Source organism: Brachybacterium sp. ACRRE, assembly GCF_022346485.1.
In the GTDB taxonomy this organism is placed as follows: Bacteria; Actinomycetota; Actinomycetes; order Actinomycetales; family Dermabacteraceae; genus Brachybacterium; species Brachybacterium halotolerans.
Genome location: NZ_JAKRMO010000012.1, coordinates 34,607 through 60,340, shown reverse-complemented (window position 1 = coordinate 60,340; position 25,734 = coordinate 34,607). Strand labels below are relative to the sequence as shown.

Genomic DNA, 25,734 nt, shown 5'->3' with positions numbered 1-25,734 from the left:
GAGGCCCCGGCGGAAGGATTCCGGCGGCATGCGCAGCGCGGCACGGTCTCCGTCGCCGCACCATCGGGCGCAGCGCGGACTCCGCCGCCGCACCGACGGGCACGGCGAGATCCTGCGCGGACGGTCGTGTCGCAGTGGCGCGTCCGCACTCCCCCGGGGCGCGAGGGGCGGATCGAGCATGTCGTCCCGGAATGTCCAGTGCCCCACGCCGACATGACAGGGAGGTGTCGGGACGGTGAGCGCGGCGGGGCCCGCCGCGTCAGCGAGCGGAGGGCGCGAAGCGCAGCCTGGTGCCGGGCCGGAGCTGGGCGAGCAGGGGCAGGTCGGCCTCGTCGACCACCGCGATCACGGGATACCCGCCGGTCACGGGGTGGTCCGCGAGGAACACGACGGGCAAGCCGGAGGGCGGCAGCTGGACCGCCCCGGGGACCAGGCCCTCGCTCGCGAGTTCCTCGGTGCGCACCCGCCGCAGGGGAGCGTCGCCGTCGGCCGCTTCGAGGCGCGCACCCACCCGGTCGCTGTCGCCGCCGACCACCCAGGTCCGCCCGAGCAGGGCGTCGTGCTCGGCCCAGTCCGCGCGCGGACCGCGGCGGATCCGGAGCACGGGGGCGACGGTCGTTCCAGCGTCCGCATCCTCGTCGAGGTCCGGGTCCTTCGGGGACTGCGGGGCCTCCGGGTCCTGCGGGGACTGCGGAATGACGGTCGCCGGCTCCTCGGGGGTGCCGACGCTGCGGTGCGCATCGGCCTGCCCGATGGCGAGCACGTCGCCGGCGGCGAGGGGGCGCGGGCCGAGTCCGGAGAGGGTGTCCGCCGCACGGCTTCCGAGCTGGGCGGGCACGTCGATGCCTCCTCGCACCGCGAGATACCCACGCAGTCCCGAGGTCGGCGCGGCGAGGGCGAGGGTCTCGCCGTCGCGCAGGCCGAAGGGCTCGCACAGGGGGATGAGGAACCCCGCGTCGCCACGCGGGGCCGCCTCGTCTCCCTCGTCGAGGTCGTTGTCGTCCTCCTCCGCGGCACCGGCAGCGACCCTGTGGATCACGCCCTCGCCGATCGCGCCGGTGAGCGCGAGGACCAGGTCCCCGCGGGCGCGCACACGGAGTCCGCCCAGCAGCGTCTCCAGGACCGCCGCCTCCGGGGCGTTGCCCACCAGCCGGTTCGCCTGGCGGGCCGAGGGACCGTCGGCCGCACCGGAGGCCGTGACGCCGAGGTCGCCGAGACCGGGCCGGCCGGAGTCCTCGACGAGGGTGCGCGGACCGGGGGCGAGGATCTCGAGGGCGGACGCTCCCGCGGCCGCCTCCGGGAAGGGGCGCGCCGCGGACGACGCGTCGCCGGCGGTCGCGACGTCTCCGGTGGTCGCGCCATCGCCGGACACCGCGGCCCCGACCGTCGCCTCGTCGGCCGTCGCGCCGCCGCGCCGCATCACCCGCGCGCTCTCGCGACGTGCCTCGAAGCGCACGGTGTCGCCGGGGCGGATCAGCGCGGGGTCCTTCGCGTCGGGGTCGAAGAGCACGGCGTCGGTGCGGCCGATGAGCTGCCATCCGCCGGGCGAGGCCTTCGGGTAGACGGCCGAGAACTCGCCGGCGAGCGCGACCGCTCCCGCCGGGACCCGTGTGCGCGGGCTGTCCCGACGGGACACCACGAGACGCTCGTCGCCGCCGGTCAGGTACACGAACCCGGGGGCGAAGCCGCCGAACGCCGCCGTCCAGGGCGTCCCGGTGTGCGCCGCGACGACGGCCTCGGCGCTCAGGCCGGTGGCGCGGGCGACCTCCTCGAGGTCCTCCCCGTCGTAGACGACGCCGATCCGGCGGGTCCGTCCGGTGGAGCCCTTCCCCGCTCCCGGGGTGCGCGCGGCGATCTCGTCGGCGGCCGCGAGGGCGTCGGCCGAGGTCGCGAAGCGCACGAGGACGGTGCGGGCGGCGACCACGCTCCACTCCTGGCCGGGCAGAGGCGCGGTGCGCACGGAGTCGTTCCAGGCCAGGGCGTCCTCGAGGGCGGGCAGCTCGAGCAGCAGGGCCCGCTCCCCCATCGGCAGCACGCGGGGCGAAGCCGCACCGGCGTCGTTCCCGCGCTTCGCGCCGCGTCCCCGTGCGGTCCTCCGGCTCGTGTCCCGGCTCTTCCCCGCCCGGTCCTCGCGGGGGCTCATGCGAAGCTCCGGACGTCCACGCCCGCGTCCTCGAGGCCGCGGCGCACGGCGCGAGCGAGGTCGACGGCCCCGGGGGTGTCGCCGTGCAGGCAGATGCTCGTCGCCTCGGGTCGCAGGACCGTGCCGTCGGTCGCCTCGATCTCGCCGCTGGTGGCGAACCGGACCATGCGCTCGGCGACCCGGACGGGGTCCTCGATCACCGCGCCGCTCTCCCGTCGCGGCACGAGCGTGCCCGACGGGGTGTAGGCGCGATCGGCGAAGGCCTCGCCGATCACCGCGAGCCCCGCCTCCCGCGCGAGCTCGGCCGCCCGGGAGCCGGGCAGCAGGAGCAGGGCGAGGGCCCCCGACCCTCCCGCGCCGTCGGGCCCGGCAGGGCCGTCGGCTCCGGCGGCCCCATCGGCCGCTCCGGAGTCGTCGGCCGCTCCGCCGACCGCGCGCACCGCCTCGACGACCGCGCGGGCATGCTGCTCGTGATGGACAATCGTGTTGTAGAGGGCGCCGTGCGGCTTCACGTAGGCGACGCGGGCGCCCTCCGCGCGGGCCATGCCCTGCAGGGCGCCGATCTGGTAGATCACGTCGTCCGCGAGCTCGTCGGGGCTCGCGTCGACGAAGCGCCGGCCGAAGCCGGCGAGGTCCCGGTAGGAGACGTGCGCGCCGATCCTCACGCCGCACGCGGCGGCCGCGCGCACCGTGCGCCGCATGTGCGAGGGGTCCCCGGCGTGGAAGCCACAGGCGATGTTCGCGCTGGTCACGACGTCGAGGATCGCCTCGTCGTCCCCCATGGTCCAGGCACCGAAGGACTCGCCGATGTCGCTGTTCAGATCGATCGTGCTCATGGGGCCTCTCCGTCGACGCTCGTGGGACGCATCCTCGCTCCAAGGATCGCAGACTCCCCCGAGAGCCGGACCGCCCCGTCGGCCGGACCGCCCCGCCAGCCGGACACCCCGTCGACACGCACCGCCCCACCGGCACGGACCGCGATCCCGGACATTCCGCGCGACCGAACGGGTGACATCGCGCCCAACCCATAAGCATTCCTAGGGTCACCCGAGTACGCTCGTCCCCATGGATCCCCGTCGTGTGCTCATCTTCCGGACGGTCGTGCGCAACGGCACCATCGGTGGCGGTGCCCGCGAGCTCGGCTGGACCCAGCCGGCCGTCTCCCAGCATCTCGCCGCCCTCGAGAAGGAGGTCGGCACCCAGCTGCTGCTGCGCTCCTCGAGCGGCGTCACTCCCACCGAGGCGGGCCAGCGCCTGTTCCGCCATTCCGAGCGGATCGCCTCCTCGCTGCACGCCGCCGAGGAGGAGCTCGCCGAGATCACGGCGCTGCGCCGCGGGCGCGTGCGCTTCGCGACGTTCCCGTCGGCCGCGGCGCTGCTGCTGCCGCCCGCGCTCGCGCGCATGGGCCGGGAGGCCGAGGGCGTGGACGTCACCTTCGACGAGCTCGAGCCGCCGGACGCGATCCAGGGTCTGCTCAGCAACGATCTCGACCTCGCGCTCGTCTTCCGCTACGAGGGCACCACCGTGGACGCCGAGGGCGCCCTCGAGTGGACCCCCGTGCTCGACGACCGCGTGCTCGCGGTGCTGCCGAAGGACCACGTCCGGGCCGACGACCCCGACCTCACCATGGCCGACCTCGCCGAGGAGGAGTGGATCGCCGGTTGTGAGCGCTGTCGCGCGAACCTGCTGGTCAACGCGCAGCGCGCGGGCTTCAGCCCGAAGGTCCGGCACACCACCGACGACGCGATCGTGGTGCAGCGCCTGATCCAGCACAGCGGCGGCATCGCCCTGCTGCCCGAGAGCGCGATCGAGGCCGCGCCCTGCGCGGATGTCACCGTGCGGCCGCTCTCCGGGCTCAACGAGCGCACCATCGGCCTGATCAACCGTCCCGGCGCGACCGCGATCCCCGCGGTCAAGGCGCTGCGGGACGCCCTCATCGACGTCGCGGCGGAGCGCTCGAGCGCCGCCGTGATGATCTGAGGTCCGACAGGGACCCGAGGATCCGAGGACTCGAGGAGAAGCCGATGGAGCCGACGATCGCCCCCGATGCGGGCCGACGGATGAGCCGCGCGAGCCTGTGGGTCCGCCCGGTGCTGATGACCGTGGGCGGGCTCGCGGTGGCAGCCCTGCTGCTGCTCGCCGACCAGGAGATCGCGGCGGCGCTGCTCGTCCTCGCGGCCGTGTTCATGGGCTACTGGACCTCGCCGCTGCGCGCGGGGCGCCACGAGCCGTTCACCCAGGCATTGGCGCGTCGCGACGACGCCCACGCGATCATCCTCTGGGCTCCCGGCGATCCGCTCTCGGCGCGCCTGCAGACGGCCGTGCGCGGCGACCGCGAGGACGTGGCCTGGGTGAACGTGCTGCGCGATCCCTGCGCGGTCGAGTTCCTCGAGGCCCATGGCGGCCGCGGCGCGCTGCCGCTCGTGGTGGTCGGCTCGACGGTGCTGCGACGCGCGACCGCGAGCCAGTACCTCGAGGCGAAGGTCGAGGGCGAGCAGCGAGCCGCCGCGGCGGACTGACGCCGCGGCGCGACCGATGGGCGGGACCGCCCGTAAGCAGGGCTGAGCGACCCGCTCAGGAGCGGGCGTACTCGGCGAGCACCACGCCGGACGCGAAGGCGCGCGTGTCCTCGCGCGTCCACGCCGAGGGTGCGTACGGGCGGTGGCCGAAGAGCGGCACGCCCTCGCCGAGCAGGACCGGGTTGATCTTCAGGGCGAGATGGTCGATCTCGTCGGCGAGCTGCGCGGCGAGCGCGCCTCCTCCACACAGCCAGATCCCCCTGCCCTGCTCCTGCTTGAGCGCGCGGACCGTCTCGACGGGATCGGCGTCGGTGAAGGTCACGCCGTCGCTGCCCGCGGGAGCCTCGTGGGAGCGCGTGAAGACGACCTGCCGCAGGTGCTCGTAGGGGTCGGCCAGATGATGATCGGGCAGTCCCACGGCGTAGGTGTTCCAGCCCATGACCACGGTGTCGAAGGGACCGTCCTCGACCTCGAGCCCGACGGCGCGGGCGAGCGCGGTCGGCGCGGTCCCGCGGTAGCGCTCCCAGAGCGGCCCCATGTGATCGCCTTCGGCCAGGAACGCATCGAACTCGCCGCTCGGGCCGGCGATGAAGCCGTCCAGACTCACGGCGACGTAGTAGGTCAGCTCACGCATGGGGGTTCCGTTCAGGAGGGGCGGCGAGCGCCGTGGGATGCCGTAGGGCGGCGGGGCGACGAGTCGACGGGCCGAAAGCCGACGGGCGGCACGTCGACGGGCGGCACGTCGGCGAGCCTGGTCAGACGAAGGAGACGGTCACGCGCCGAGCGAGCCGATGACCACGTTCCAGGTGTGGATCTCCCGTTCGGCGATGAGGCCCTCGCGTCGGAACGGATCGTCCTCGAGCGCCGACTCGACCGCGGCGACGTCGGCCGCCTCGACGAGCAGCAGGGCGCGAGCGCCCTCGGTGTCGGAGTACGGGCCGCTCGCGATGATCGTGCCGCGCTCCTGCAGGCCGCCCAGGAACTCCCGGTGGGAGGGGCGGTGCTCGTCGAGACGGGCCGGATCGTCCGCGTAGTGGTAGGTGACGGCGAAGGTGGTCACGGGTGCTCTCCTCGTGCTCGATGGTCAGGCCCGGCGCCCGCCGGGGTGTCTCGCGGCGGCGCTGGTCACAGCAGGATATGTCGTCGGCACGAGGACCGGGAAGGGCCGTCCGTCGGCCGTCGGCCCGAGCGGCTCGCGCCGCTCCCCGCCGGCGGCTCCCGCCGCGCGCGTCAGGCGCTGACGACCCCGCCCGCGAGCAGGCCCACGAGCACCAGGCCGACGATGATGCGGTACACGATGAACGAGGTGAACGAGTTCTTCGAGACGAACCGCAGCAGCCAGGCGATCGACGCGTAGGCCACGACGAAGGACACGACGGTGGCGATGATCGTCGGTCCCCATCCCACGGCCTCGGAGATGTCCCCGGCCGAGCCCACGGCCTCGAGCCCGCCCGCCGCGACCAGCGCGGGGATGCCCATGAAGAAGCTCAGGCGGGTCGCGGTGACCCGGTCGAAGCCGAGCATGAGCCCCGCGGAGATCGTCGCGCCCGAGCGGGAGACGCCGGGGAACAGCGGCGCGAGCGCCTGGAACACGCCGATGATCAGTGCGTCGAGCACCGAGACGTGGTGCATCTCCTTGGGCACGATCTGGTTCGCCTGGATGCGGTCGGCCGCCCACATGGCGAAGGACCACACGAGCAGCGCGATCGCGATCACCCACATGCTGCGCAGCGGACCCTCGATGAGGTCCTTGAAGGCGAGGCCCACCACCGCCACGGGGATCGAGCCGACGATGACGCCCCAGCCCAGCGTGTAGTCGGGATCGGTGCGCGCCTCGGCGCTGAGCAGGCCGCGCACCCAGGCGACAGCGATCCGCACGATGTCCTTCCAGAAGTACAGGATCGCGGCGATGATCGCTCCGACCTGGATCACCGCCGTGAACGCGGTCATGCCGCGGGAGTCGATGTCGTAGCCCAGGAGCTTCTCGACGATGTTCAGGTGGCCGGTGCTGGAGACCGGGAGGAACTCGGTGATCCCCTCGATGATGCCGAGGAGGATCGCATGCAGCCAGTTCACGGGGCGTCTCCGGATGTCGGTGCGGACAGGACGCCCGGAGCATATCGCCGAGGTGCGGGGCGAGCCTGAGCGGCGTGGGCGGTGTCGCGGCCCGGTGGTGCCCTGGCCCGGGCAGCGTCCCGACCCGGGTGTCGGGCGGGCCCGGCTGCCGGCGGGCCCGAGCGGCGAGCGGGCGGCTCTTCGATGTCGCTGGGTGAGGTCTCAACCCCATATACGCGCCGAGACCTCACCCAGCGACATCGAAGGCCGACGACCCGCCCGTGCAGAGGCCGGAACCACGGCAGCTCGCAACCCTGCCCCACCCTTGTCAACTTCTCCGGATTTCCGTAACCTCAATGTAGGCAGGTAGCGCCCCCGACGATCGGCACGGCCGACCACAGCCGACGAGCAGGAGGAACGATGGTCCGAGGAACGGCGAACAGCGAGGAAGCGTCCGCGCAGACTCCGTCGGGCGCGTCCGGCCACGGCTCCACCCCCACCTCGCCGACGACCCCGACCTCGACCTCGACCGGCAGCCTCGAGGACCGCATGGATCGGATGGAGCAGAGGCTCGAGGACGTCCTGACCCGACTGGAGACGGCAGCGGGAGACCCCTCCGCGCCGTCGAGCGCCGGTGCGCCGCCGGCCCCGTCGGGCGCAGGCGATCCCGCCCCGGCACCTTCTCCCGCCGCCTCGTCAGCCACCACCGATCCAGCCGACCCCACCGCCTCGGACCGCTTCTGGGCGCTCAACGCGCTGAAGTCGCAGCTCCCCGCGCCCGGCGGCGTGGTCTACGCGGGCGCCGTCGACCTGCCGATCGGCCACGTCGAGTACCAATGGGGGCGGCCCACCGATCCGCTGCTGCGCGCGGACTGGGCCGACCGGGCCGAGCGCGTCGCGGCCCTCGGCCACCCTCTGCGTCTCTCACTGCTGCAGAAGCTGCTCGAGAGCGAGTGCACGGTCGCCCAGCTCGTCGACGAGCTGGATCTCGCCTCGACGGGCGTCGCCTACCACCACCTCCACCAGCTGCAGGCGGCCGGATGGGTGACCTCGCCCGCGCGCGGCACCTGGTCCGTCCCGCCCACGCGCGTGGTGCCGCTGCTCGCGATCATCACGGCCCTCGAGGAGGGCTGAGCGATGAGCGAGAACCCGAAGAACGGCACTCCGGAGGTCGGCGTCCCGGGGCCCGAGGACGCGTCATCGGAGGGTCCTGACGTCGTCCGCCCCTCGCGCCGCACCGTGCTCGGGGTCGGCGTGCTCTCGGCCGTCGCCCTGCTGGGCACGGGCGCGCTCGCCGGCCCCCGGCCCGCGCGGCTCGGCGCGCCGACGGGCGACCAGGATCTCGCGGCCGAGCTCGCCGACCACCTCACCGACCAGCGCACCGTCGCGTGCGCGCTGATCGACGGCGACGACGTCCGCTTCGCGGGCTTCGGGGCCGACGAGCACCGGGAGTTCGAGGTCGGCTCGGTCTCGAAGACGTTCACCGCGGCGCTCGTGATGGACGCGGTCCGCCGCGGCGAGCTGGAGCTCGAGGCGACCGTGCAGGACGTGCTCGGCGCGAGCGCGAAGGGATCCGCGATCGCGGACGTCACCGTGCGCGAGCTCGCGAGCCACACGTCGGGCATCCCGTCCCTGCCGGCGCCGGTGATCGCGAAGAACCTCTGGCGCACTCCCCTGCACCGCGATCCGTACGCGGGCTTCGGCGCGCAGGAGATCGTGGACCTCGCGCTGGACGCGACGCCCGCGGGCCGCGGATCGGTCGCCTACTCCAACCACGGCGTCGCCCTCGAAGGGCAGCTCGTCGCCCGCGCCGCCGGCGCGTCCTGGCCGGACCTCCTCGCGGAGCGGGTGCTCACGCCGATGGGCCTCACCGCCACGCACGCCCCGATCACCGCCTCACGGCTCGGGGCGAAGGCCCCGACGGGCTTCACGAGCACCGGCCACGGCAGTGCCGCGTGGACCATGGACGGCTTCGCTCCGGCGGGCGGTATCCGTTCGACCACGGCTGACCTGGTCACCTGGGTGCGCTCGATGATGGACGGCTCCAATCCGGGGGCCGACGGGATCCGCCCCACCGCGCGGCAGGACGAGAAGACCTCGGTGGGCGTCAACTGGTTCACGACGACGCTGGCGGGCGGCGGCTCGGCCGTCTGGCACAACGGGGAGACCGGCGGCTTCCACAGCTTCTGCGGCTTCTCGCCCGAGGCGAAGCGGGGGTGGGTCCTGCTCTCCGACACGGCCGACTCCGGGACCGACGACCTCGCCTTCCGGATCCTCGACGGGGAGGTCGCCGCATGAACGTCACCGCGTTGCTGCTCGCCCTCGCTCCCTATGGGACGGCACTGCTGCTCACGCTGCTGCTGGTCCTCGAGCTCGTCCACATGCTGCTGGGGCGCCGCCACCCGCTGCGCATCCTCGATCACGTGCTGAGCTGCGGGTTCTTCCTCCTGCTCGCGGGCCTGATGGTGCCGATCGGCGGCGCGCTCACGATCGTCTGGTGGGTGTTCGTGGCGCTGTCGCTCGGCGCGGCGATCCTGGCCCTGGCGCGCAGCCGGGTCGCGGCCCCGAAGGCGGTGTCGACGGCGGTCACGGCCTCGCCGGAGGTGCTCCCGGCACGCGGCACCCCGGCGGCTGCAGAGGCGCGACGGAATCGTCGCCGCCTCCACCGCGCCGCGCGGCCATCGCTCCTCGAGGTGGCGATCACGGTCGCCCTGTTCGCGGGCGCCGCGGCGCTCTGGCTCGTCGCCGGCTGATCCCGCGCGCATCGGCTCCGCCCCACTCGGCATCCCGCCGCGGCCCGCACAGCGCCTGGCGCAGTTCCTCCAGCGCCCGGCGCAGCCCTCGAGAGGTACGAAGTTGTTGCCAAGAACCGTCTTGGCAACAACTTCGTACCTCTCGAGCACCGAATGGCGGTTCGAGGATCGGATGGCTGCGGCTGAGCGGGTGGCGCCCCGCCCTTCAGCGTCCGCGGATCGGCAGCCAGTCCAGGACGTCCTGGATGCCGCGGTCCCAGAAGTCCCAGGCGTGGGTGCCGGGGCGCAGGCGGGAGGTGAGGTCGACGCCGCGCTCCTCGGCCAGGTCGATGAACGCCTGGTTCTGGGTGACCAGGTGGTCCTCGGTGCCGCAGTCCAGGAACAGCTGCGGCAGGGCGGTGGGATCGGCCGAGCCGAGCAGTCCCATGAGGTCGTCGGCCGTGCCGGAGATGTCCTGACCACCCCAGATGCGCTGGGCGAGCTGGCCCGCATGCTGGCTGAGGTCGAGGGCCACGGGGTCCAGCGCACCGGAGAGCGAGGCCGCGGCGGCGAAGCGCTCGGGGTGGTTCAGGGCGAGCTTGAAGGCGCCGAACCCACCCATGGACAGGCCCGCGACGAAGGTGTCCTCGCGCGCCGTGGAGATCCGGAAGGTGCGCGCGAGCAGCTGCGGCAGCTCCTCGGAGACGAAGGTCCAGTACTTCTCGCCGACGGCCTCGTCGGTGTAGAAGGAGCGGCGCACCTCGGGCATGACCACGGCGATCCCGCGCTCGGCGGTGTAGCGCTCGATCGAGGTGCGGCGCTCCCAGATCGTGCAGTCGTCGCTCAGCCCGTGCAGCAGGTAGAGCACGGGAACGCCGCGCGGGGCGACCGCGTCGCCGCCTGCGGCACCCGTACCACCGTCTTCAGCGCCGGCGCCGTCGGCCCCGCCCATCCCGATGCCGGCCGCCTGCTGCGGCATGAGCACCACCATCGAGGTGCCCATGCCGAGGGACTCGGCGAAGAAGTCGGTGCGCATGCGGATCATGGGGGCTCCTCGTGGCTCTGCGGTGCGTGGCTCAGCGGTCAGTGGCTCTGCGGTCAGTGGCTCTGCGGTCGCGGGGCCTCGCCCGTCGCTCGTGCGCGGCGCCGCCCCGGTGGGTCGGCCTCAGTATCCCAGCAGCCGCCCCACGGCGGGCTGCCTGCGGGCATAGGCGTCGACGAGCTTCCCGCCCAGGTCGACCGAGCGCACGAGCGGATGCGTGGAGAAGCCCTCCCACGCGGCGCGTCGAGCGCGCACCGGATCGACGACGGTCGCGGCCTCGAGGATGCAGCGCTCCGCGCCGCGCTGCTGGGCCATCAGTCCGAGCTGCTCGAGCGGGACGGGGCCGACGGCCTGCGGGTGGACGCCGTCGCCGTCGACCAGGCAGGGGACCTCGAGGACGAGATCGGCCGGCAGCTGCGGGACGATGCGCCCGGAGGGGTCGGCGGCGGTCGACGATCCGGCCCGCGCATTGCCCACGTCCAGGATCATCCGCTCGGTGCGGCCGCTCGCGATCGCCGTCATCAGGCGCAGCGCGACCTCCTGGTAACCGCCGCCGGCGACGTCCTCGGGACGGCGCTCCTCGTCGGCCTCCCGGGACTCGGCCATGTAGGTCGCCTCGCGCTCGTGCAGCGTCGCGCGCCAGGCCGCGAGCGGCCCGTCGCAGCAGGCCTCCGACCCCGCCCCCGCCCCCTCCGCGGCCTGCCGGTAGAACCGGCCCTGCTGCTCGACGAGGAACTCGCCGCGGGTGGTGCCTGCCTCGAGGATCCGCTCCCGGGCCTGCTGGGTGAACAGGTAGTAGTAGAGGTACTCGTTGGGCAGGGCGCGCATGGCGCGCACCCAGTCGAAGCCGACGAGCCGCGCCTCCTCGATCTGCTCGAGAGCGGAGTCGTCGGCGAGGATCCCGGGCAGGCGGTCCTCGCCGTCGACCGAGAGGCCGCGCAGCCAGCCCAGATGGTTCAGGCCCACGTAGTCGATGCCGATGCGGTCGAGGGCGTCGGCCGCGTCGACGTCCTCGCCGATCAGGCGGCTCACGCGCCGCACCAGGCCGATCGGGGTGTCGCAGATCCCCACCACGCGGTCGCCCAGCACCGAGCGCATGGCCTCCGTGACGATGCCCGCGGGATTGGTGAAGGTGATGGTCCAGGCGCGGGGCGCGACCTCGGCGATGGTGCGGGCGATCTCGATGGCCACGGGCAGCGTGCGCAGCGCGTAGGCGAGGCCGCCGGCGCCCACGGTCTCCTGGCCCAGCAGCCCCAGGTCGAGGGCGACGCGCTCGTCGACCGTCCGCCCCTCGGCGCCGCCCACGCGCACGGCGCTGAACACGAAGTCCGCGCCGGCAACGGCCTCGCGCAGATCGGTGGTCGCGATCAGGCGGGGCAGGGGGCCGACGGTCCGCCCCTGCGCGCGCAGCTCGGCCCCGAGCTCCTCGACGACCCGTTCGATGGTGCGCAGGCGGGACGGTTCGACGTCCTGCAGGACGATCTCGTCGATCGTGAGCCCGGTGGCGCCGGTCGCGGCGGCCTCGTAGACGAGGGGGACGCGGAAGCCTCCGCCGCCCAGGATGGTGAGCTTCATGGGGTGAGGACCTCCAGGTCGGAGTCGGGGGGCAGGTCCAGCTCGCGGGCCGAGGGCGCCCTGTCCGTGACGAGCTGGTCGAAGCGCGCGAGCGGCGCGACCTCGAGGTACCCGGTGCCGGGCAGCTTCTCGTGGTCGGCCAGCAGGCAGGAGACGCTCGCGATGTCGAGCAGGCCGCGCTTGATCGGCACCTCGCTGGGGGTCGTGTCCAGCACGGTCCCGTCGGCCCGGATCCCGGAGGTGCCCAGGAAGGCGCGGTCCACGCGGATCTGGCGCAGCGCGGACTCGGTGAGGGGACCGACGAGGCTGCCGTAGGTGGGGCGCAGGATCCCGCCGAGCACCACGAGCTCCACGTCGCGCGCCCCCGCGAGCCCGCGCACGACGGCGAGGGAGGAGGTCACCACGGTGATGGAGCGCCCCAGCAGGAAGGGGCACATGGCGGCGACGGTGGTGCCGATGTCCAGGGCGATGACGTCGCCGTCGGCCACCTGGGCCGCCGCCCGCTGGGCCATCTCGCGCTTGGGGCCGACGGCGTCGCGGGCTACCTGCTCGAAGCGCCGCGGGTCGGGCTCGGGGTGCGCGTCGCCCCGCGGGTCGCACGCGCCGCCGCGCACGCGCCGCACCTGGCCGTCCGCGGCGAGCTGCTCGAGATCCCGTCGGATCGTCGCCTCCGAGGCGGCGAAGGACTGCGCGAGATCGGCGACCGGGACCGAGCCGCGGCGGCGCACGGCGGCGACGATCCCACGGCGGCGGTCATCGGTGAGCATGCGGTCAACCTAGCACCGCGCACGCATCTTCACGCAGTTCCGAACACGTCCATTCATCTTCTCGCATCCTTGCGCAACCTGTGGGAAGCTGAGGTCCCCGCTCCCCTGGAGGACCTCATGCACCGTCGCCAGTTCCTCGCCTCCGCCACCGCCGTCGGCGGCATGGCCGCCCTCGCCGCCTGCGCCCCGGGCACCGGCACCACCGACGACCCCACCGGCCCGTCGTCCGACGAGGTCGACACCGATGTCGCCGGGCTCGGCGACATCACCCTGCGGGTGTGGGACCAGGAGGTCCGCGGCTCGCAGGACGAGGCCATCACCGCCCTCATCAAGGCCTTCGAGAAGAAGTTCTCGAACGTGAAGATCGACCGCGTCAAGCAGTCCTTCGACGATCTGCAGAAGCAGACCGCCCTCACCCTCTCCGGGGCCGACGTCCCCGACGTCCTGCAGGTCAACAATGCGCGCGCCGACATGGGCGAGTTCGTGAAGGCCGGGCAGCTGCTGGACCTCTCGGGCTATGCGGAGGCGTACGGCTGGTCGAAGCGCTTCTCGGACTCCGTGCTCTCCAAGGCCCGCTACTCGAAGGATGCGAAGACCTTCGGCGAGGGCTCTCTCTGGGGCGTGCCGCAGACCGGCGAGGTCTGCGGCATCTACTACAGCGCGAAGAAGCTGAAGGGCATCGGCGCCGAGCCGCCGACCTCGTGGGACGAGCTGCGGACGGTCCTGGAGACGGCGGAGAAGGCCGGCGAGCTGCCGATCATGCTCGGAAACCTCGACAAGTGGCCGGCGCTCCACGTGTTCGGCCCGCTCCAGGCCGCCTACGTGGACCCCGAGCAGATCACGAAGCTCGCCATGGGCAACGCGGGCGGCGACTGGACCGACGCGAAGAACGTCGACGCCCTCACCGAGCTCGCCGACTGGGCGGAGAAGAAGTACCTGGGCGACTCCCCCAACGGCCTGGACTACGACGCCGCCTGGGCGGACTTCACCAAGGGCAAGGGCGTGCTGCTGATCGGCGGCTCCTGGCTGGGCACCGACATGGCCAAGGCCATGGGAGACGACCTGCACTTCATGGCCCCGCCCGCCGGCGTCGGCGGGAAGGTCGCGACCACGGGCGGCACCGGTCTGCCGTTCTCGATCCCCGCGAAGGCGAAGAACCAGGTCGCGGCCGCGGCCTACATCGACTTCATCACCAGCGAGGACGCGATGAAGCTGATCGTCGAGAACGGCGGCATGCCCGTGCTGGACACCGCCGACCTCGCTCCGGAGAAGGGCGTGAACAAGGAGATCTTCGAGGCCTTCGACGCCGTCTCGAACGACGGCGTGCTGCTGCCCTACCTCGACTACGCGACCCCCACGTTCTCCGACACCGCAGGCGCGACCCTGCAGGAGCTGATCGGCGGGCAGTCCTCGCCCAAGGACGCCGCGGCGGCCCTGCAGAAGGACTACGCGGACTTCACGGGCGCCTCGTGAGCACGCGCGCGGGGAACACGAGGACTCGGCGCCGGAGCGCCCCGTCGGCCGTGGTCCGGGGCCGGCTCACGCCGTACCTGTTCCTGCTGCCCGGCTTCGTGGTCTACGCGGCGTTCGCGCTGTACCCTCTCGTGCGCTCGGCCCAGTTCTCGCTGTACGACTGGTCGGGGATAGGCGCCTCGACGTTCGTGGGGCTGGGCAACTACGCGGACCTGCTGCACGACGGCGGCTTCCTCGCCGCGATCGGCAACGCGCTCGTGCTCATCATCTTCTACGCGCTGCTGCCGCTCGCGATCGGCCTGCTGCTCGCCGCGGTGCTGCGCCGTGCGCAGGTGCGCGGGCTCGGCTTCTTCCGCACCGTGATCTTCCTGCCGCAGGTGGTCGCGCTGGTCGTGGTCGCCGTCGCCTGGAAGCACATCTATGCGCCCGACGGCCCGCTGAACACCGTGCTGCGCGCCGTGGGCCTGGACTCGCTGGCCCGCGGCTGGCTGGGCGATCCCGGGGCGGCGCTGCCCGCCGTGGGGTTCATCGGCACCTGGCTCGAGATGGGACTGGTGATGCTCCTGCTGCTCGCGGGCATGAGCCGCATCCCCGAGGACCTCTACGAGGCGGCGCGCCTGGACGGCGCCGGACCGGTGCGAGAGTTCTTCGCGATCACCCTGCCCTCGGTGCGCGGGGAGATCGTCTCGGCGCTCGTGCTGACGATCATCGCCGCCCTGAAGACCTTCGACCTCGTCTACATGACGACCTCGGGCGGACCGGGCGACGCCACCACCGTGCCCAGCTACGAGGTCTACCGGCGCGCCTTCGAGCTCAAGGACGTGGGCTCCGCGAGCTCCGTTGCGATCGTGCTGACGATCCTCGTGTTCGCGATCAACCTGCTGGTCACCAGGATCGACGAGCGTCCGGAGACGCGAGGGGGCCGACGATGAGGGTCTCTCCCGCCGAGCGCACCATGAACTACGTCGTCCTCGCGGCGTTCGCCGTGTTCGCGCTGTTCCCCGTCGTCACGATCCTGCGCGACGCCTTCTCCCCGCGCATCGGCGTCTCCGGCGGGATCCATCCGGAGAACCTGGTCGACGCCTGGCGGATCGGCGGCTTCGGGGCCTCGCTCGGGAACTCGCTCGTGGTCGCGCTGATCGTCGTGGTGGTCTCGGTGGCCCTGTCGCTGGGCACCGGCTACGCCTTCGGCACCATGCGCTTCCCGGGCTCGCGCGTGCTGTTCCCGCTGTTCCTGCTGGGGCTCATGATCCCCGCCGAGGCGATCGTGATCCCCCTGTTCTACGACCTGCGCACGGTGGGCCTCACGGACACCTACGCCGCGATCGCCCTGCCGCAGATCGCGCAGTCGATCGCCTTCGGCACCTTCTGGATGCGCGCACAGTTCCGCGCCCTGCCGCAGAGCCTCGTCGAGGCCTCCGCGCTCGACGGGGCGGGTCCCCTGCGCACCCTGGTGCGGATCCTGGTCCCGGCCTCGCGGCCCGCGATCGTGACCCTCGTGGTGCTGGTGGGGCTGTGGACCTGGAACGAGTTCCTCATCGCCCTGGTGATGACCCCGTCGGGCCGTCACCGCACCGCCCCGCTGGGTCTGGCGAACTTCCAGGGCCAGTACACCGCCGACAACGCCCTGCTCGCCGCGGGCGCGATCATCGTCGCCGCGCCGATGCTGATCCTGTTCCTGGTGCTCCAGCGGCACTTCATCCGCGGCATGATCGACGGCGCCTCGAAGGAATGAGAGACGGAGTGAGAGAGATGGACGAGACCGCACCAACGACCGACCCGTCGGCCGGCCCGTCGACCGGCCCCGCCCCCGCCACGACCTCGGCACCCGGGGACTGGGACCCGCTGGCCTCCCAGCGCACGCCCGAGGACCCGCCGCTGGACGTGCTGCTCTCGGGCACGGTCTTCTTCGACATCGTGTTCACGGGCCTCGAGCGGATGCCCGCTCCCGGCGAGGAGCTGTGGTCCGAGGGGCTCGGATCGTGCCCCGGCGGGATCGCGAACCTCGCGACCGCGACCGCGCGCCTGGGTCTGCGCACCGGGCTCGTCGCGGGCTTCGGGGACGACGCCTACGCGGACTGGATGTGGGAGACCCTCAGCCACGACGAGGGCATCGACCTGCACGCCTCGCGCCGCTTCCCCAGCTTCCACTCGCCGCTCACCGTCTCCGTCGCGACCCCGCAGGACCGCGCGATGGTCACGCACGGCCACCCCCTGCCCGAGCCTCTCTCGACGCTCATCGACAAGGCGCCCGCCGCCCGCGCGGCCGTCGTGGACCTCGCAGGGGAGACCGCCTGGTGGGCCCGCCTGGCGGAGGCGGGCACGATGATCTTCGCCGACATCGGCTTCGATGCGACCGGACGCTGGGATCCGGCCGACCTCGCCCCGCTCACCCACTGCCACGCCTTCACCCCCAACGCGGTCGAGGCCATGGGCTACACGCGCACCTCCACCCCGGGCGCCGCCGTGCGCGCGCTCGCGGAGAAGGTGCCGCTCGCGATCGTCACCGACGGGGCCGAGGGCGCCTACGCGATCGACTCCTCGACCGGCGAGGAGGAGTACTGCCCTGCCGTCCCCGTGCGCGCCCTGGACACCACCGGCGCGGGCGACGTGTTCGCCGCGGCGATCGTGCTGGGCACCCTCGCCGGCCGGCCCCTCGAGCAGCGCCTGAAGTTCGCCTCGCTGTGCTCGGCGCTGGCCGTCCAGCAGTTCGGCGGCTCGCTCGCCGCCCCCGGCTGGGGCGACATCACCGACTGGTGGAGGGCGCTGACCAGCTCGTCCGACGGCGGCGACCTGCGCGCGAAGCACACCCGCGACGGCTACTGCTTCCTCGAGGAGGTGATCCCCGACCACGCCGTCCAGGGCAAGCGCCGCGCCCAGGGCACCTTCGCGCTGCGCTCGGACGCCGGCGCGCACTGAGCGCGGGCGCCGCATCCCGAGGATCCGTTCGAGGAGGAATGATGATCCCGATCCCCCAGACCACCACCCGCCCGTCCCGCCGCAGCGTCCTGCGCGGCGGCGCCGCCCTCACCCTCGCGGGCGGCGTCGGAGCACTCGCCGGCGGCGCGCTCACCCCCGCCGAGCAGGCCGCGGCCGCCGGTGCCGTCGACCTGGACGTGCTGTACATCGGCGCGCACCCCGACGACGAGGCATGGGCGCTCGCCGCCTTCGGCCAGTGGCACGAGTTCCACGACCAGGAGGCCGGCGTCATCACGGTGACCCGCGGCGAGGGAGGCGGCAACGCCGTCGGCCTCGAGGAGGGACCCGAGCTGGGCATCATCCGCGAGGCCGAGGAGCGCACCGCGGTGGGCATCGCCGGCATCCGCCACGTCTTCAACCTCGACGCCGTGGACTTCTACTACACGCTCTCCGCGCCGCTCACCCAGGAGGTGTGGGGTGAGAAGGCCGTGCTCAGCCGCATCATCCGCGTCGTGCGCGCGACGCGGCCGGGCGTCATCGTGACGATGAACCCGTCGGCCGTCGAGGGCAATCACGGCAACCACCAGCAGGCGGCGCGCTTCGCCCTCGAGGCCTACCTGATGGCCGGCCGCGAGGACGTCTTCCCCGAGCACTTCGACGAGGGGCTGAAGCCCTTCTCCCCCGCCCGGATCCTGCGCTCGGGCTCCGACGGCACGGGCGGCACCGGCCCGGACGCAGTGGCCGAAGGCTTCGAGCCCACCGTCGCCTCCGACGTCGTCTTCGGCGCCTGGAACGGCACGGAGTCCGCGGAGCACGGCACGCGCTGGAGCGCCCTGCTCGACGAGTCGATCCACTCCTACGCCACGCAGGGCTGGACGGTGAATCCGCCGTCGCCGACCGACCCCGCGAAGATCCCCGTCGCCTGGTTCACGCTCCTCGACTCCCGCACGCCGCTCGCGGATCCCACCAGCGGCGACGAGGCCGCCCTGCGCGGCGCGTCCCTGCCGTCGGCGAAGGGCGGGCTGCCCGAGGGCACGCGACTGGAGATCACCGCCGACGCCTTCGAGGTGGTCCCCGGCGTCCCGTTCGCCGTGGAGGTCACCGCGCGCGCCGCCCGCAGCGCCCTGCCGCGGGCGGAGGTGGCGCTGGAGACGCCGAAGGGCTGGACCGTTCAGGGTCGGACGTCCCTCGGCACGATCGCGACGGGGCGCAGCGCGACGGCCCGACTGACCGTCACGCCCGCCTCCGACGCCGAGACCGGGACGGCCGTGCAGGTGACGGCGACCCTGCGCTCTCGACACGGCGAGGGCCGCAACCTGCTCCCGCTGCAGGTCTCCGGCCCGGTGCGCGCGGGTCTGGCGCCCCGCTCCGAGATCGCGCAGTTCCTGGAGTGGACCGAGAGCCTGGGGATGCAGCGCCTCGACGCGCTGGTCCCGACGCAGCACGCGCTGGGATCGGGGCTCGCGAAGACGCTCGACGTCGAGCTCCGCAACCTCACCGACGACCCCCGCTCCGCGGACGTCGAGCTCACTCTCCCCGAGGGCATCACGGCCGACCCCGCGACGCTCACCGGCACCTCGATCCCCGCCCATGGGACGAAGACCGTGCAGGTCACCCTCGAGAACACGGACTCGTCCCTGCCCACCGCCAACCGGGCGCCGCACGGCGGGATCTACCCGGTGACGGTGCGCGCCGTGAGCGACGGCGCCGCGCACGTGGAGAAGCAGGGGCTCGTGCTCGTGCCCCGTCTGGTCGCGAAGACCTCGGACGGGGTCGAGGTGGACGGTCGCCGGGAGGACGGCGAGTACCCGGGCGATCCGATCGACGTGGGCACCCTGTGGGAGGGCGCGGAGGTCACCGCGGCCGACGCCTCCGGCTCCTCCTGGGTCACCGTCGACGAGGACGCGCTCCACGTCTTCGTGCACGTCGTCGACGACGTCGAGGGCACGGTGCTCGGGGCCGACGACAACAAGCAGCGCTTCCGCACGGACTCCGTCGAGATCATGATCGACCCGCGAGGCGACTCGGAGTCGACGGCCTCGACGTTCATCCTGGGCATCCTCCCGGACACCCTCGACGCCGACGGGGCCTCGGCCGGTGTCGCCGCCGGCCGGGACCACGACCAGCACCAGGGCGCGCTCGCGCAGACGGCGCCGGGAGTGCGCGTCGCCTCCCGCATCAGCGACCCGTACGAGGGCTACGACCTCGAGGCGACCATCCCCTTCGATGCGCTCCCCAACGGGATCGATCCCGAGCACATCGGCCTGAACGTCGTCGTGTACGACTCGGACACCCAGGACCGCACCGGCCAGTCCCGCATCGGCTGGTCGACCTTCCCCGGTGTGCAGGCGGACCCGTTCCGCTGGGGCGTGCTGCAGCTCCCGCAGGCCGACGCCGGGGACGACGCGCCGCAGGACCCGGTCATCCCGAACACGGCCGCCCGCTCGGTCGAGTCGGCCCAGTCGATCATCCAGTCGGCGGGCGACGGCGTGGGTCTCGGCGGACGGCCGAGCCTGGGGCGCTCCGCACTGAGCATCCACGACGCCCACCGCTCCGGCGACCGTGTGCGCGCCCGTGTCCGCTCGCGCCGCAGCGGCACCCTCCGCGTCCTCGCCTGGGACGGCGAGCGCACGCTGGGGCGGGCGGAGGAGGTCGAGGTCCGCGCGGGTCGGACCACGCACGTCTCCTTCACGATCGAGACGCCGAAGGGCGGGTCGTCCGCGCGGCACCGGATGCTCCTCGCCGCTTCCCTCGAGGACTCCGACGGGGCGACGGCAGCCGCGACCGCGAAGGTGTGAGCGAGTCCGCGCCGGGGTGACCTGCCGGCCGTCGGCCGTCGGCCGTCGCTTCCGGTCGCCGCTCGTCGGCCCCGGCCGATGGCCGCCGACCCCGTGACGCCGCTCACCGCACGGGGTAGCGTCGAGCCATGAAGAAGCTCATCGATGCCACGGCCGACGTCGTCGTCGACGCCCTGCGGGGCATGGCCCTCACTCATCCCGATGACCTGCAGGTGGACCTCGAGAACCGCGTGGTGCTGCGCGGCCGCCCCAAGTCCGACGGCAAGGTCGCGATCATCTCCGGCGGCGGCAGCGGGCACGAGCCGCTGCACGGCGGCTTCGTGGGCGAGGGCATGCTCGACGCGGCCTGCGCGGGCGAGGTCTTCACCTCCCCGGTCCCCGACCAGATCACCGCCGCGATCGCCGCCGTGGACCGCGGCGCCGGCGTGCTGCAGATCGTCAAGAACTACACCGGCGACGTCATGAACTTCGAGATGGCCGCGGAGCTGGCCGACGCCGAGTCCGGCACCGAGGTGCGCAGCGTCGTCACGAACGACGACGTCGCCGTCGAGGACTCCACCTTCACCGCCGGCCGCCGCGGCGTGGGCGGCACCGTGCTCGTCGAGAAGATCGCGGGCGCCGCCGCCGAGGAGGGCCGGTCGCTCGACGAGGTCACCGCGATCGCCGAGAGGGTGAATCAGAACGCCCGCTCGCTCGGCGTGGCGCTGACCTCGGTGACCGTGCCCGCGAACGGCAAGCCGTCCTTCGAGCTGGGCGATGACGAGATCGAGATCGGCATCGGCATCCACGGCGAGCCCGGGCGGCGCCGGGAGAAGATCGCCCCGGCGCGCGAGATCGCCCGCACCATGCTCGAGCCGATCCTGGCCGAGCTCCCCGGCGAGGGCCCGGTGCTCCTGTTCGTCAACGGCATGGGCGCGACCCCGCTCCTCGAGCTCTTCATCCTCGCGGCCGACGCCCACGCGGTCCTCGAGGAGGCGGGCGTCGAGGTCGCGCGCGACCTGGTCGGCAACTACATCACGAGCCTCGACATGGCCGGCGCCTCGATCACCCTGCTGCGCCTGGACGAGGAGCTCACCGCGCTCTGGGACGCGCCGGTCGCCACGCCCGCGCTGCGCCGCGGGCTCTGAGCCCGGCGGTCGCCCTGTCGGCCGTACCCGGCGGTCGCCCCGTCGGCCGCCCCACATCAGCCACCACGAAAGGAGCTGGCGATGACCAGCGAGAACACCCCCGTCTCGGAGCTCGGACTGCCCGAGCTCACCACCTGGCTGCGCCGCTGCACGGAGCTGGTCGACGAGAACGCCCCGTATCTCACCGACCTCGACGCGGCGATCGGCGACGCCGACCACGGCGCGAACATGCAGCGCGGCTTCGACGCCGTCGCCGGGATCCTCGACGCCGACTACGAGGACGTCCAGGCGCTCATGAAGAAGGTCGGGATGACGCTCGTCTCGAGCGTCGGCGGCGCGTCCGGGCCGCTCTACGGCACGTTCTTCCTGCGCTTCGCGACCAGCGCGAAGGGGGCCGACGCCCTCGACCTCCACGCCCTGTTCGCCGCGCTGCAGGCGGGCGTGCACGGCATCGAGGAGCGCGGCAAGTCGATGATCGGCCAGAAGACCATGCTCGACGCCTGGGTCCCGGCGCTCGACGCCTACCAGCGGGCGGGCGAGACCCTGCAGGGCGCGGTCCTCGCCGGAGCCGCCGGTGCGCAGGAGGGCCGCGACGCGACCGGGCCCATGGAGGCCACCAAGGGGCGTGCGTCCTACCTGGGCGAACGCTCCGTCGGGCACATCGATCCCGGCGCCGCCTCGACCGCGCTGCTCTGGGAGGCGCTGGCCGACGTGGTCCGCCCCGGCGGCCCGACGCCCGACGGCGAGGCCGGTGCCGACGGAGAGACCCGCGCCGACGGGGAGGCGGCCTCATGACCGGCATCGTCGTCGTCTCGCACTCGCGTCCGCTCGCCGAGGCCGCCGTCGACCTCGCCCGGCAGATGGTCCGCGACGGCGGGCCCCGCATCGAGATCGCGGCCGGCGTGCAGGACCCCGAGACCGATCAGCTGGGACTGGGCACCGACGCGGCGGCGATCAGCGCGGCGATCGAGGAGGCCGACGACGGCCAGGGCGTCGTCGTCCTCATGGACCTGGGTTCGGCGATCCTCTCCGCGCGCACCGCCCTCGAGTTCACCGAGCCCGACATCGTCGAGCGCACCCGCCTGAGCTGGGCACCGCTCGTGGAGGGGCTCGTGGGCGCGGTCGTCACCGCCGCGAGCGGCGCCGACCCCGCCGAGGTCGCTGCACAGGCCGAGGTCGCCTCCGAGGCCAAGCACCAGCAGCTCGCCGACTGACGGGCGCCGCTGCGCACCGCTGGCCGTCGGCCAGCCCGCGCCACACCTCACCGTCGGCCCCGTCGGCCCCGCTCCGCAGCGCACTCAGCCAGTCGGGGCCGTGAGAAGTGCGAAACGGTTGCCAAGAGCGCTCTTGGCAACCGTTTCGTACTTCTCACGGGACGACCGCGCCCCATCAGCGCGAGCGCCGCCGCCCTGGGGATCACTCCCCCGCGGTGATCATCTCCGCGCACTTCTCGCCCATCATCATCACGGTGATGTTGGGGTTGACGGTGACGATCTCGGGCATCGCGGAGGCGTCGACGACGCGCAGGCCGGTGACGCCCTTGACGCGCAGCTGCGGGTCGAGCGGCGAGTCGGCGTCGTCGAGCGGGCCCATCCGGCACGTGCCCACCGGGTGGTAGACGGTGTTGTGGGTGGCGCTGATGTACTCGGCGAGCTCCTCGTCGGTCTGCGCCTCGAGGCCCGGGGACAGCTCGCGGCCCGCCCACTCGGCCATGGCCGGCTGGGAGACGATCTCGCGGGCCTTGCGGATGCCGGCGATCATCACGCGCATGTCGTGGCCCTCGGGGTCGGTGAAGTAGCGGGGATCGACCTTGGGCTTGTCACGGAAGTCCCGCGAGCGCAGGCGCACGGTGCCGCGCGAGCGGGCGTGGGTGACGTTCGGGGTGAGGCAGAAGACCTCCTCCGCCGTCGGGTAGCCGGCGCGGTAGGTGTGCATGTCGAAGGGCACCGACCCGTAGTGCATCATCAGGTCGGGCCGGTCCAGGCCCTCCTCGGTGGGGGCGAACACGCCGATCTCCCACCACTGGGTGGACTCGCGGACCATGGGCTGCTTCGACTCCCACTGGACCAGTCCCTCGGGGTGGTCCTGCAGGTGGGCGCCCACTCCCGGGGAGTCCACGCGCACGTCGATGCCGTGCTCCTCGAGGTGCTCGCGCGGGCCGATGCCGGAGAGCATGAGCAGCTGCGGGGTGTTGATCGCCCCGGCGGAGACGATCACCTCGCGCCGGGCCTCGATGAGCGAGGGCCGCCCGAAGGCGTTGTCGACGACCTGCACGCCGGTGCAGCGCTGGTCGTCGTCGAACTGGAGCTCCCGCGCCCAGGACCCGGTGAGGATCGTGAGGTTCTCGCGCTCGAGGATCGGGTGCAGGTAGGAGACGGAGGACGAGGAGCGGGTGCCGTCGGCCCGACGGTTGACCTGGAAGAAGTTCGCGCCGTTCACGACAGTCTGCCCGGCGTTGAAGCGCGTGCGGGGGATGCCCGCCTGCTCGCAGGCCTCGAGCAGGGCGACGCCCGAGGGGTCCTTCGGCGGCACGTTCATGAGGTGCACGGGGCCGTCGTGCCCGTGGTGGGCGTCGGTGTCCTCGTTGGTCTCGAGCTTCGTGTACAGCGGGTAGGTGCGGTCGGACTCCCAGCCCTTGGCGCCGTGGACGTCGGCCCACTCGTCGAGGTCCTCGCGCGGCGCCCAGAAGGCGATGCAGGAGTTGTGGGAGGAGCAGCCGCCCAGCACCTTCGCGCGCGCATGGCGCATGAACGAGTTGCCGTTCTCCTGCGGCTCGATCGGGTAGTCCCAGTCGAAGCCGGACTCGAGCAGCTCCATCCAGCGGTCCAGCTGCAGGACGACGTCGTGGTCCTGGTCCGAGGGGCCCGCCTCGAGGAGGCCGACGCTCACCTCGGGGTCCTCGCTCAGGCGGGCGGCGACGGCGGCGCCGGCGGAGCCGCCGCCCACCACCACGTAGTCGAAGGTGTGGGTGGTCTGCATGTGTGGTGTTCTCCTTCGTTCGGTGTCCGGGGGTCGGGGCGCGGCGGGGCCGACGGGCCGGTCAGGTTCTCTGCTCGGTCCGGCGGCCGCTCGCGCGCTCAGTGCTGGGGGAACCAGCCGGTGACCGCGGGGCGCAGGTTCTGGTAGATGTGCTTGGCCTCCTGGTACTCCGCGAGGCCCGTCGGCCCGAGCTCGCGGCCGGAGCCGGACTGCTTGTACCCGCCCCACTCGGCCTGCGGCAGGTAGGGGTGGAAGTCGTTGATCCAGATGGTGCCGTGGCGCAGCGCACGGGCGACGCGCTGGGCGCGGCCGGCGTCCTGGGTCCAGACGGCGCCGGCGAGGCCGTAGAAGGTGTCGTTGGCGATGGCGATCGCCTCGTCCTCGCTGGTGAAGGTCTCGACGGTGACCGTCGGCCCGAAGGCCTCATCGCGCACGACGGACATGCCGCGGCGCACCTGGTCGATGACGGTGGGCTGGTAGTAGAAGCCCTCGTCCAGGCCCTCGCCGGTGGCGAAGGCGCCGCCGGTGCGCACGCGCGCGCCCTCGGCCTCGCCGGCGCGCACGTAGGCGTCGACCTTCTCGCGGTGGGCCTTCGAGATCAGCGGACCGGTCTCGGCGGCCTCGTCGAAGGGTCCGCCCAGGCGGATCTGCTCGGCGCGGCGCACGAGCTCGTCGACGAACCTCTCGGCGATGGACTCCTCGACGATCAGCCGGGCGCCGGCGGAGCACACCTGCCCCGAATGGACGAAGGCGGCGTTCATGGCGTTGTCCAGGGCCGCGTCGAAGTCGGCGTCGGCGAAGACGACGTTGGGGTTCTTGCCGCCCAGCTCGAGGGCGACCTTCTTGACGGTGCGCGCGGCGTTCTCCGCGATCAGGCGGCCGGTGACGAGTCCGCCGGTGAAGGACACCATGTCCACGTCGGGGTGCGTGGACAGCGGACCGCCGACGCTCACACCGGCCCCGAGCACGAGGTTGCCGACGCCCGCGGGCAGGCCCAGGTCCTCGAGCACCTGCAGCATGAGGATCGCGGTGTGCGGGGTGAGCTCGGCGGGCTTGAGCACGAAGGAGTTCCCGGCGGCGAGCGCGGGCGCGATCTTCCACGCGGCCTGCAGCAGCGGGTAGTTCCAGGGGGTGATCAGCGTGCACACGCCCACGGGCTCGTGCTCGATGCGGCTGGCCACGTCCGGGTCGCCGGCGTCGACCACGCGGCCGGCGTCCTGCGCGGCGATCCGCCCGAAGTAGTCGAAGCAGGCGGCGATGTCGTCCATGTCCAGGCGCGACTCGACGAGGCGCTTGCCGGTGTCCAGGGACTCGGCGCGGGAGAACTCCTCCTTGCGCTCGCGCAGCTGCTCGGCGGCGCGCAGCAGCAGGGCGCCGCGGTCGGCGGCGGGCACGGAGGTCCACACGCCGGAGTCGAAGGAGCGCCGGGCGGCCTCGATCGCGGCGATCGTGTCCGTCTCGGTGCCCTCGTCGACGACGGCGACGAGCTCGCCGTCCGCGGGGCAGCGGATCTCGCGCGTGCCGCCCTCGGCGGCGGCGCGCCAGGTCCCGTCGATGAACAGGGTGCTGGGCATGGTCTCTCCCTTCGTGGTGGGGCGCGGGCCC

General features: G+C 73.1%; 23 protein-coding genes. 13 read left to right on the top strand and 10 right to left on the bottom strand.

Annotated features, from left to right (window positions below):
• Positions 1 to 259: 259 nt before the first annotated feature.
• Both MHY49_RS05485 and MHY49_RS05480 read right to left on the bottom strand, forming a co-directional pair.
• Complete coding sequence (locus MHY49_RS05485) at positions 260 to 2,143, bottom strand: carboxyltransferase domain-containing protein (protein WP_239203071.1); 1,884 nt, start codon at positions 2,141 to 2,143, stop codon at positions 260 to 262.
• The gene (locus MHY49_RS05480) at positions 2,140 to 2,979 is read right to left on the bottom strand and encodes a LamB/YcsF family protein (protein ID WP_239203070.1); all 840 of its coding nucleotides are present in this window, start codon (positions 2,977 to 2,979) and stop codon (positions 2,140 to 2,142) included. Before MHY49_RS05480 ends, MHY49_RS05485 begins: the two co-directional genes overlap by 4 nt.
• 229 nt (positions 2,980 to 3,208) lie before the next feature.
• Between MHY49_RS05480 and MHY49_RS05475 the strand changes: the two genes are divergently transcribed.
• Together MHY49_RS05475 and MHY49_RS05470 are read left to right on the top strand one after the other, a co-directional pair.
• Positions 3,209 to 4,123 (top strand): LysR family transcriptional regulator, encoded by a 915-nt coding sequence (locus MHY49_RS05475; RefSeq protein ID WP_200503204.1) that lies wholly within the window; start codon positions 3,209 to 3,211, stop codon positions 4,121 to 4,123.
• A gap of 44 nt (positions 4,124 to 4,167) precedes the next feature.
• Complete coding sequence (locus tag MHY49_RS05470; RefSeq protein ID WP_228356546.1) at positions 4,168 to 4,662, top strand: hypothetical protein; 495 nt, start codon at positions 4,168 to 4,170, stop codon at positions 4,660 to 4,662.
• Between the two features lie 55 nt (positions 4,663 to 4,717).
• On the opposite strand, the gene MHY49_RS05465 is transcribed toward MHY49_RS05470, so the two are convergent.
• The 3 genes from MHY49_RS05465 to MHY49_RS05455 all read right to left on the bottom strand — a co-directional run bounded on the left by MHY49_RS05465 (position 4,718) and on the right by MHY49_RS05455 (position 6,738).
• Positions 4,718 to 5,296, bottom strand: coding sequence for a dihydrofolate reductase family protein (locus tag MHY49_RS05465; protein WP_239203069.1), 579 nt, complete (start codon positions 5,294 to 5,296; stop codon positions 4,718 to 4,720).
• Positions 5,297 to 5,434: 138 nt separating this feature from the next.
• Entirely contained in the window at positions 5,435 to 5,722 is a 288-nt protein-coding gene (locus MHY49_RS05460; RefSeq protein WP_239203068.1) for a YciI family protein, read from the bottom strand.
• A 170-nt stretch (positions 5,723 to 5,892) separates the two neighbouring features.
• The gene (locus MHY49_RS05455; protein WP_200503207.1) at positions 5,893 to 6,738 is read right to left on the bottom strand and encodes an undecaprenyl-diphosphate phosphatase; all 846 of its coding nucleotides are present in this window, start codon (positions 6,736 to 6,738) and stop codon (positions 5,893 to 5,895) included.
• Positions 6,739 to 7,137: 399 nt separating this feature from the next.
• Between MHY49_RS05455 and MHY49_RS05450 the strand changes: the two genes are divergently transcribed.
• The 3 genes from MHY49_RS05450 to MHY49_RS05440 are packed head-to-tail and all read left to right on the top strand — an operon-like array spanning position 7,138 to position 9,470.
• Positions 7,138 to 7,851, top strand: a complete 714-nt coding sequence (locus tag MHY49_RS05450) for a helix-turn-helix domain-containing protein (RefSeq protein ID WP_239203067.1) — start codon at positions 7,138 to 7,140, stop codon at positions 7,849 to 7,851.
• Positions 7,852 to 7,854: 3 nt separating this feature from the next.
• Positions 7,855 to 9,015, top strand: coding sequence for a serine hydrolase (locus tag MHY49_RS05445; RefSeq protein ID WP_239203066.1), 1,161 nt, complete (start codon positions 7,855 to 7,857; stop codon positions 9,013 to 9,015).
• Positions 9,012 to 9,470, top strand: a complete 459-nt coding sequence (locus MHY49_RS05440) for a hypothetical protein (RefSeq protein WP_239203065.1) — start codon at positions 9,012 to 9,014, stop codon at positions 9,468 to 9,470. The genes MHY49_RS05445 and MHY49_RS05440 overlap by 4 nt, the downstream gene beginning before the upstream one ends.
• Before the next feature lie 205 nt (positions 9,471 to 9,675).
• On the opposite strand, the gene MHY49_RS05435 is transcribed toward MHY49_RS05440, so the two are convergent.
• The 3 genes from MHY49_RS05435 to MHY49_RS05425 form a co-directional block, all read right to left on the bottom strand.
• Entirely contained in the window at positions 9,676 to 10,494 is an 819-nt protein-coding gene (locus MHY49_RS05435) for an alpha/beta hydrolase family protein (RefSeq protein ID WP_239203064.1), read from the bottom strand.
• A 120-nt stretch (positions 10,495 to 10,614) separates the two neighbouring features.
• Positions 10,615 to 12,066: a 6-phospho-beta-glucosidase gene (locus tag MHY49_RS05430; protein ID WP_239203063.1), complete on the bottom strand. Its 1,452-nt coding sequence runs from the start codon at positions 12,064 to 12,066 to the stop codon at positions 10,615 to 10,617.
• Positions 12,063 to 12,833: a DeoR/GlpR family DNA-binding transcription regulator gene (locus tag MHY49_RS05425; protein WP_239203062.1), complete on the bottom strand. Its 771-nt coding sequence runs from the start codon at positions 12,831 to 12,833 to the stop codon at positions 12,063 to 12,065. The genes MHY49_RS05430 and MHY49_RS05425 overlap by 4 nt, the downstream gene beginning before the upstream one ends.
• A gap of 117 nt (positions 12,834 to 12,950) precedes the next feature.
• Here MHY49_RS05425 and MHY49_RS05420 point away from each other — a divergent pair, with 117 nt between their 5' ends.
• From MHY49_RS05420 to dhaM, 8 genes are all read left to right on the top strand, one after another.
• On the top strand, positions 12,951 to 14,306 hold the full coding sequence (locus MHY49_RS05420; RefSeq protein ID WP_239203061.1) for a substrate-binding domain-containing protein: 1,356 nt from the start codon (positions 12,951 to 12,953) through the stop codon (positions 14,304 to 14,306).
• Positions 14,303 to 15,238: a carbohydrate ABC transporter permease gene (locus MHY49_RS05415; protein WP_370646002.1), complete on the top strand. Its 936-nt coding sequence runs from the start codon at positions 14,303 to 14,305 to the stop codon at positions 15,236 to 15,238. Before MHY49_RS05420 ends, MHY49_RS05415 begins: the two co-directional genes overlap by 4 nt.
• Positions 15,235 to 16,041, top strand: a complete 807-nt coding sequence (locus MHY49_RS05410) for a carbohydrate ABC transporter permease (protein ID WP_200503214.1) — start codon at positions 15,235 to 15,237, stop codon at positions 16,039 to 16,041. The genes MHY49_RS05415 and MHY49_RS05410 overlap by 4 nt, the downstream gene beginning before the upstream one ends.
• 17 nt (positions 16,042 to 16,058) lie before the next feature.
• Positions 16,059 to 17,225: a carbohydrate kinase family protein gene (locus MHY49_RS05405; protein WP_239203060.1), complete on the top strand. Its 1,167-nt coding sequence runs from the start codon at positions 16,059 to 16,061 to the stop codon at positions 17,223 to 17,225.
• 41 nt (positions 17,226 to 17,266) lie between these two features.
• Positions 17,267 to 20,023 (top strand): sugar-binding protein, encoded by a 2,757-nt coding sequence (locus MHY49_RS05400; RefSeq protein WP_239203059.1) that lies wholly within the window; start codon positions 17,267 to 17,269, stop codon positions 20,021 to 20,023.
• A gap of 128 nt (positions 20,024 to 20,151) precedes the next feature.
• Entirely contained in the window at positions 20,152 to 21,150 is a 999-nt protein-coding gene (gene dhaK, locus MHY49_RS05395; RefSeq protein WP_239203058.1) for a dihydroxyacetone kinase subunit DhaK, read from the top strand.
• An 81-nt stretch (positions 21,151 to 21,231) separates the two neighbouring features.
• Positions 21,232 to 21,945 carry a dihydroxyacetone kinase subunit DhaL gene (gene dhaL, locus MHY49_RS05390; RefSeq protein WP_239203057.1) on the top strand — a complete coding sequence of 238 codons (714 nt, stop codon included), beginning with the start codon at positions 21,232 to 21,234 and terminating at the stop codon, positions 21,943 to 21,945.
• Positions 21,942 to 22,364 carry a dihydroxyacetone kinase phosphoryl donor subunit DhaM gene (gene dhaM / locus MHY49_RS05385; protein ID WP_228356561.1) on the top strand — a complete coding sequence of 141 codons (423 nt, stop codon included), beginning with the start codon at positions 21,942 to 21,944 and terminating at the stop codon, positions 22,362 to 22,364. Before dhaL ends, dhaM begins: the two co-directional genes overlap by 4 nt.
• Positions 22,365 to 22,566: 202 nt before the next feature.
• Here the strand turns inward: dhaM and MHY49_RS05380 are convergent, their stop codons facing one another.
• On the bottom strand, positions 22,567 to 24,129 hold the full coding sequence (locus MHY49_RS05380) for a GMC family oxidoreductase (RefSeq protein WP_239203056.1): 1,563 nt from the start codon (positions 24,127 to 24,129) through the stop codon (positions 22,567 to 22,569).
• Between the two features lie 98 nt (positions 24,130 to 24,227).
• On the bottom strand, positions 24,228 to 25,703 hold the full coding sequence (locus MHY49_RS05375; RefSeq protein ID WP_239203055.1) for an aldehyde dehydrogenase family protein: 1,476 nt from the start codon (positions 25,701 to 25,703) through the stop codon (positions 24,228 to 24,230).
• Positions 25,704 to 25,734 lie beyond the last annotated feature (31 nt).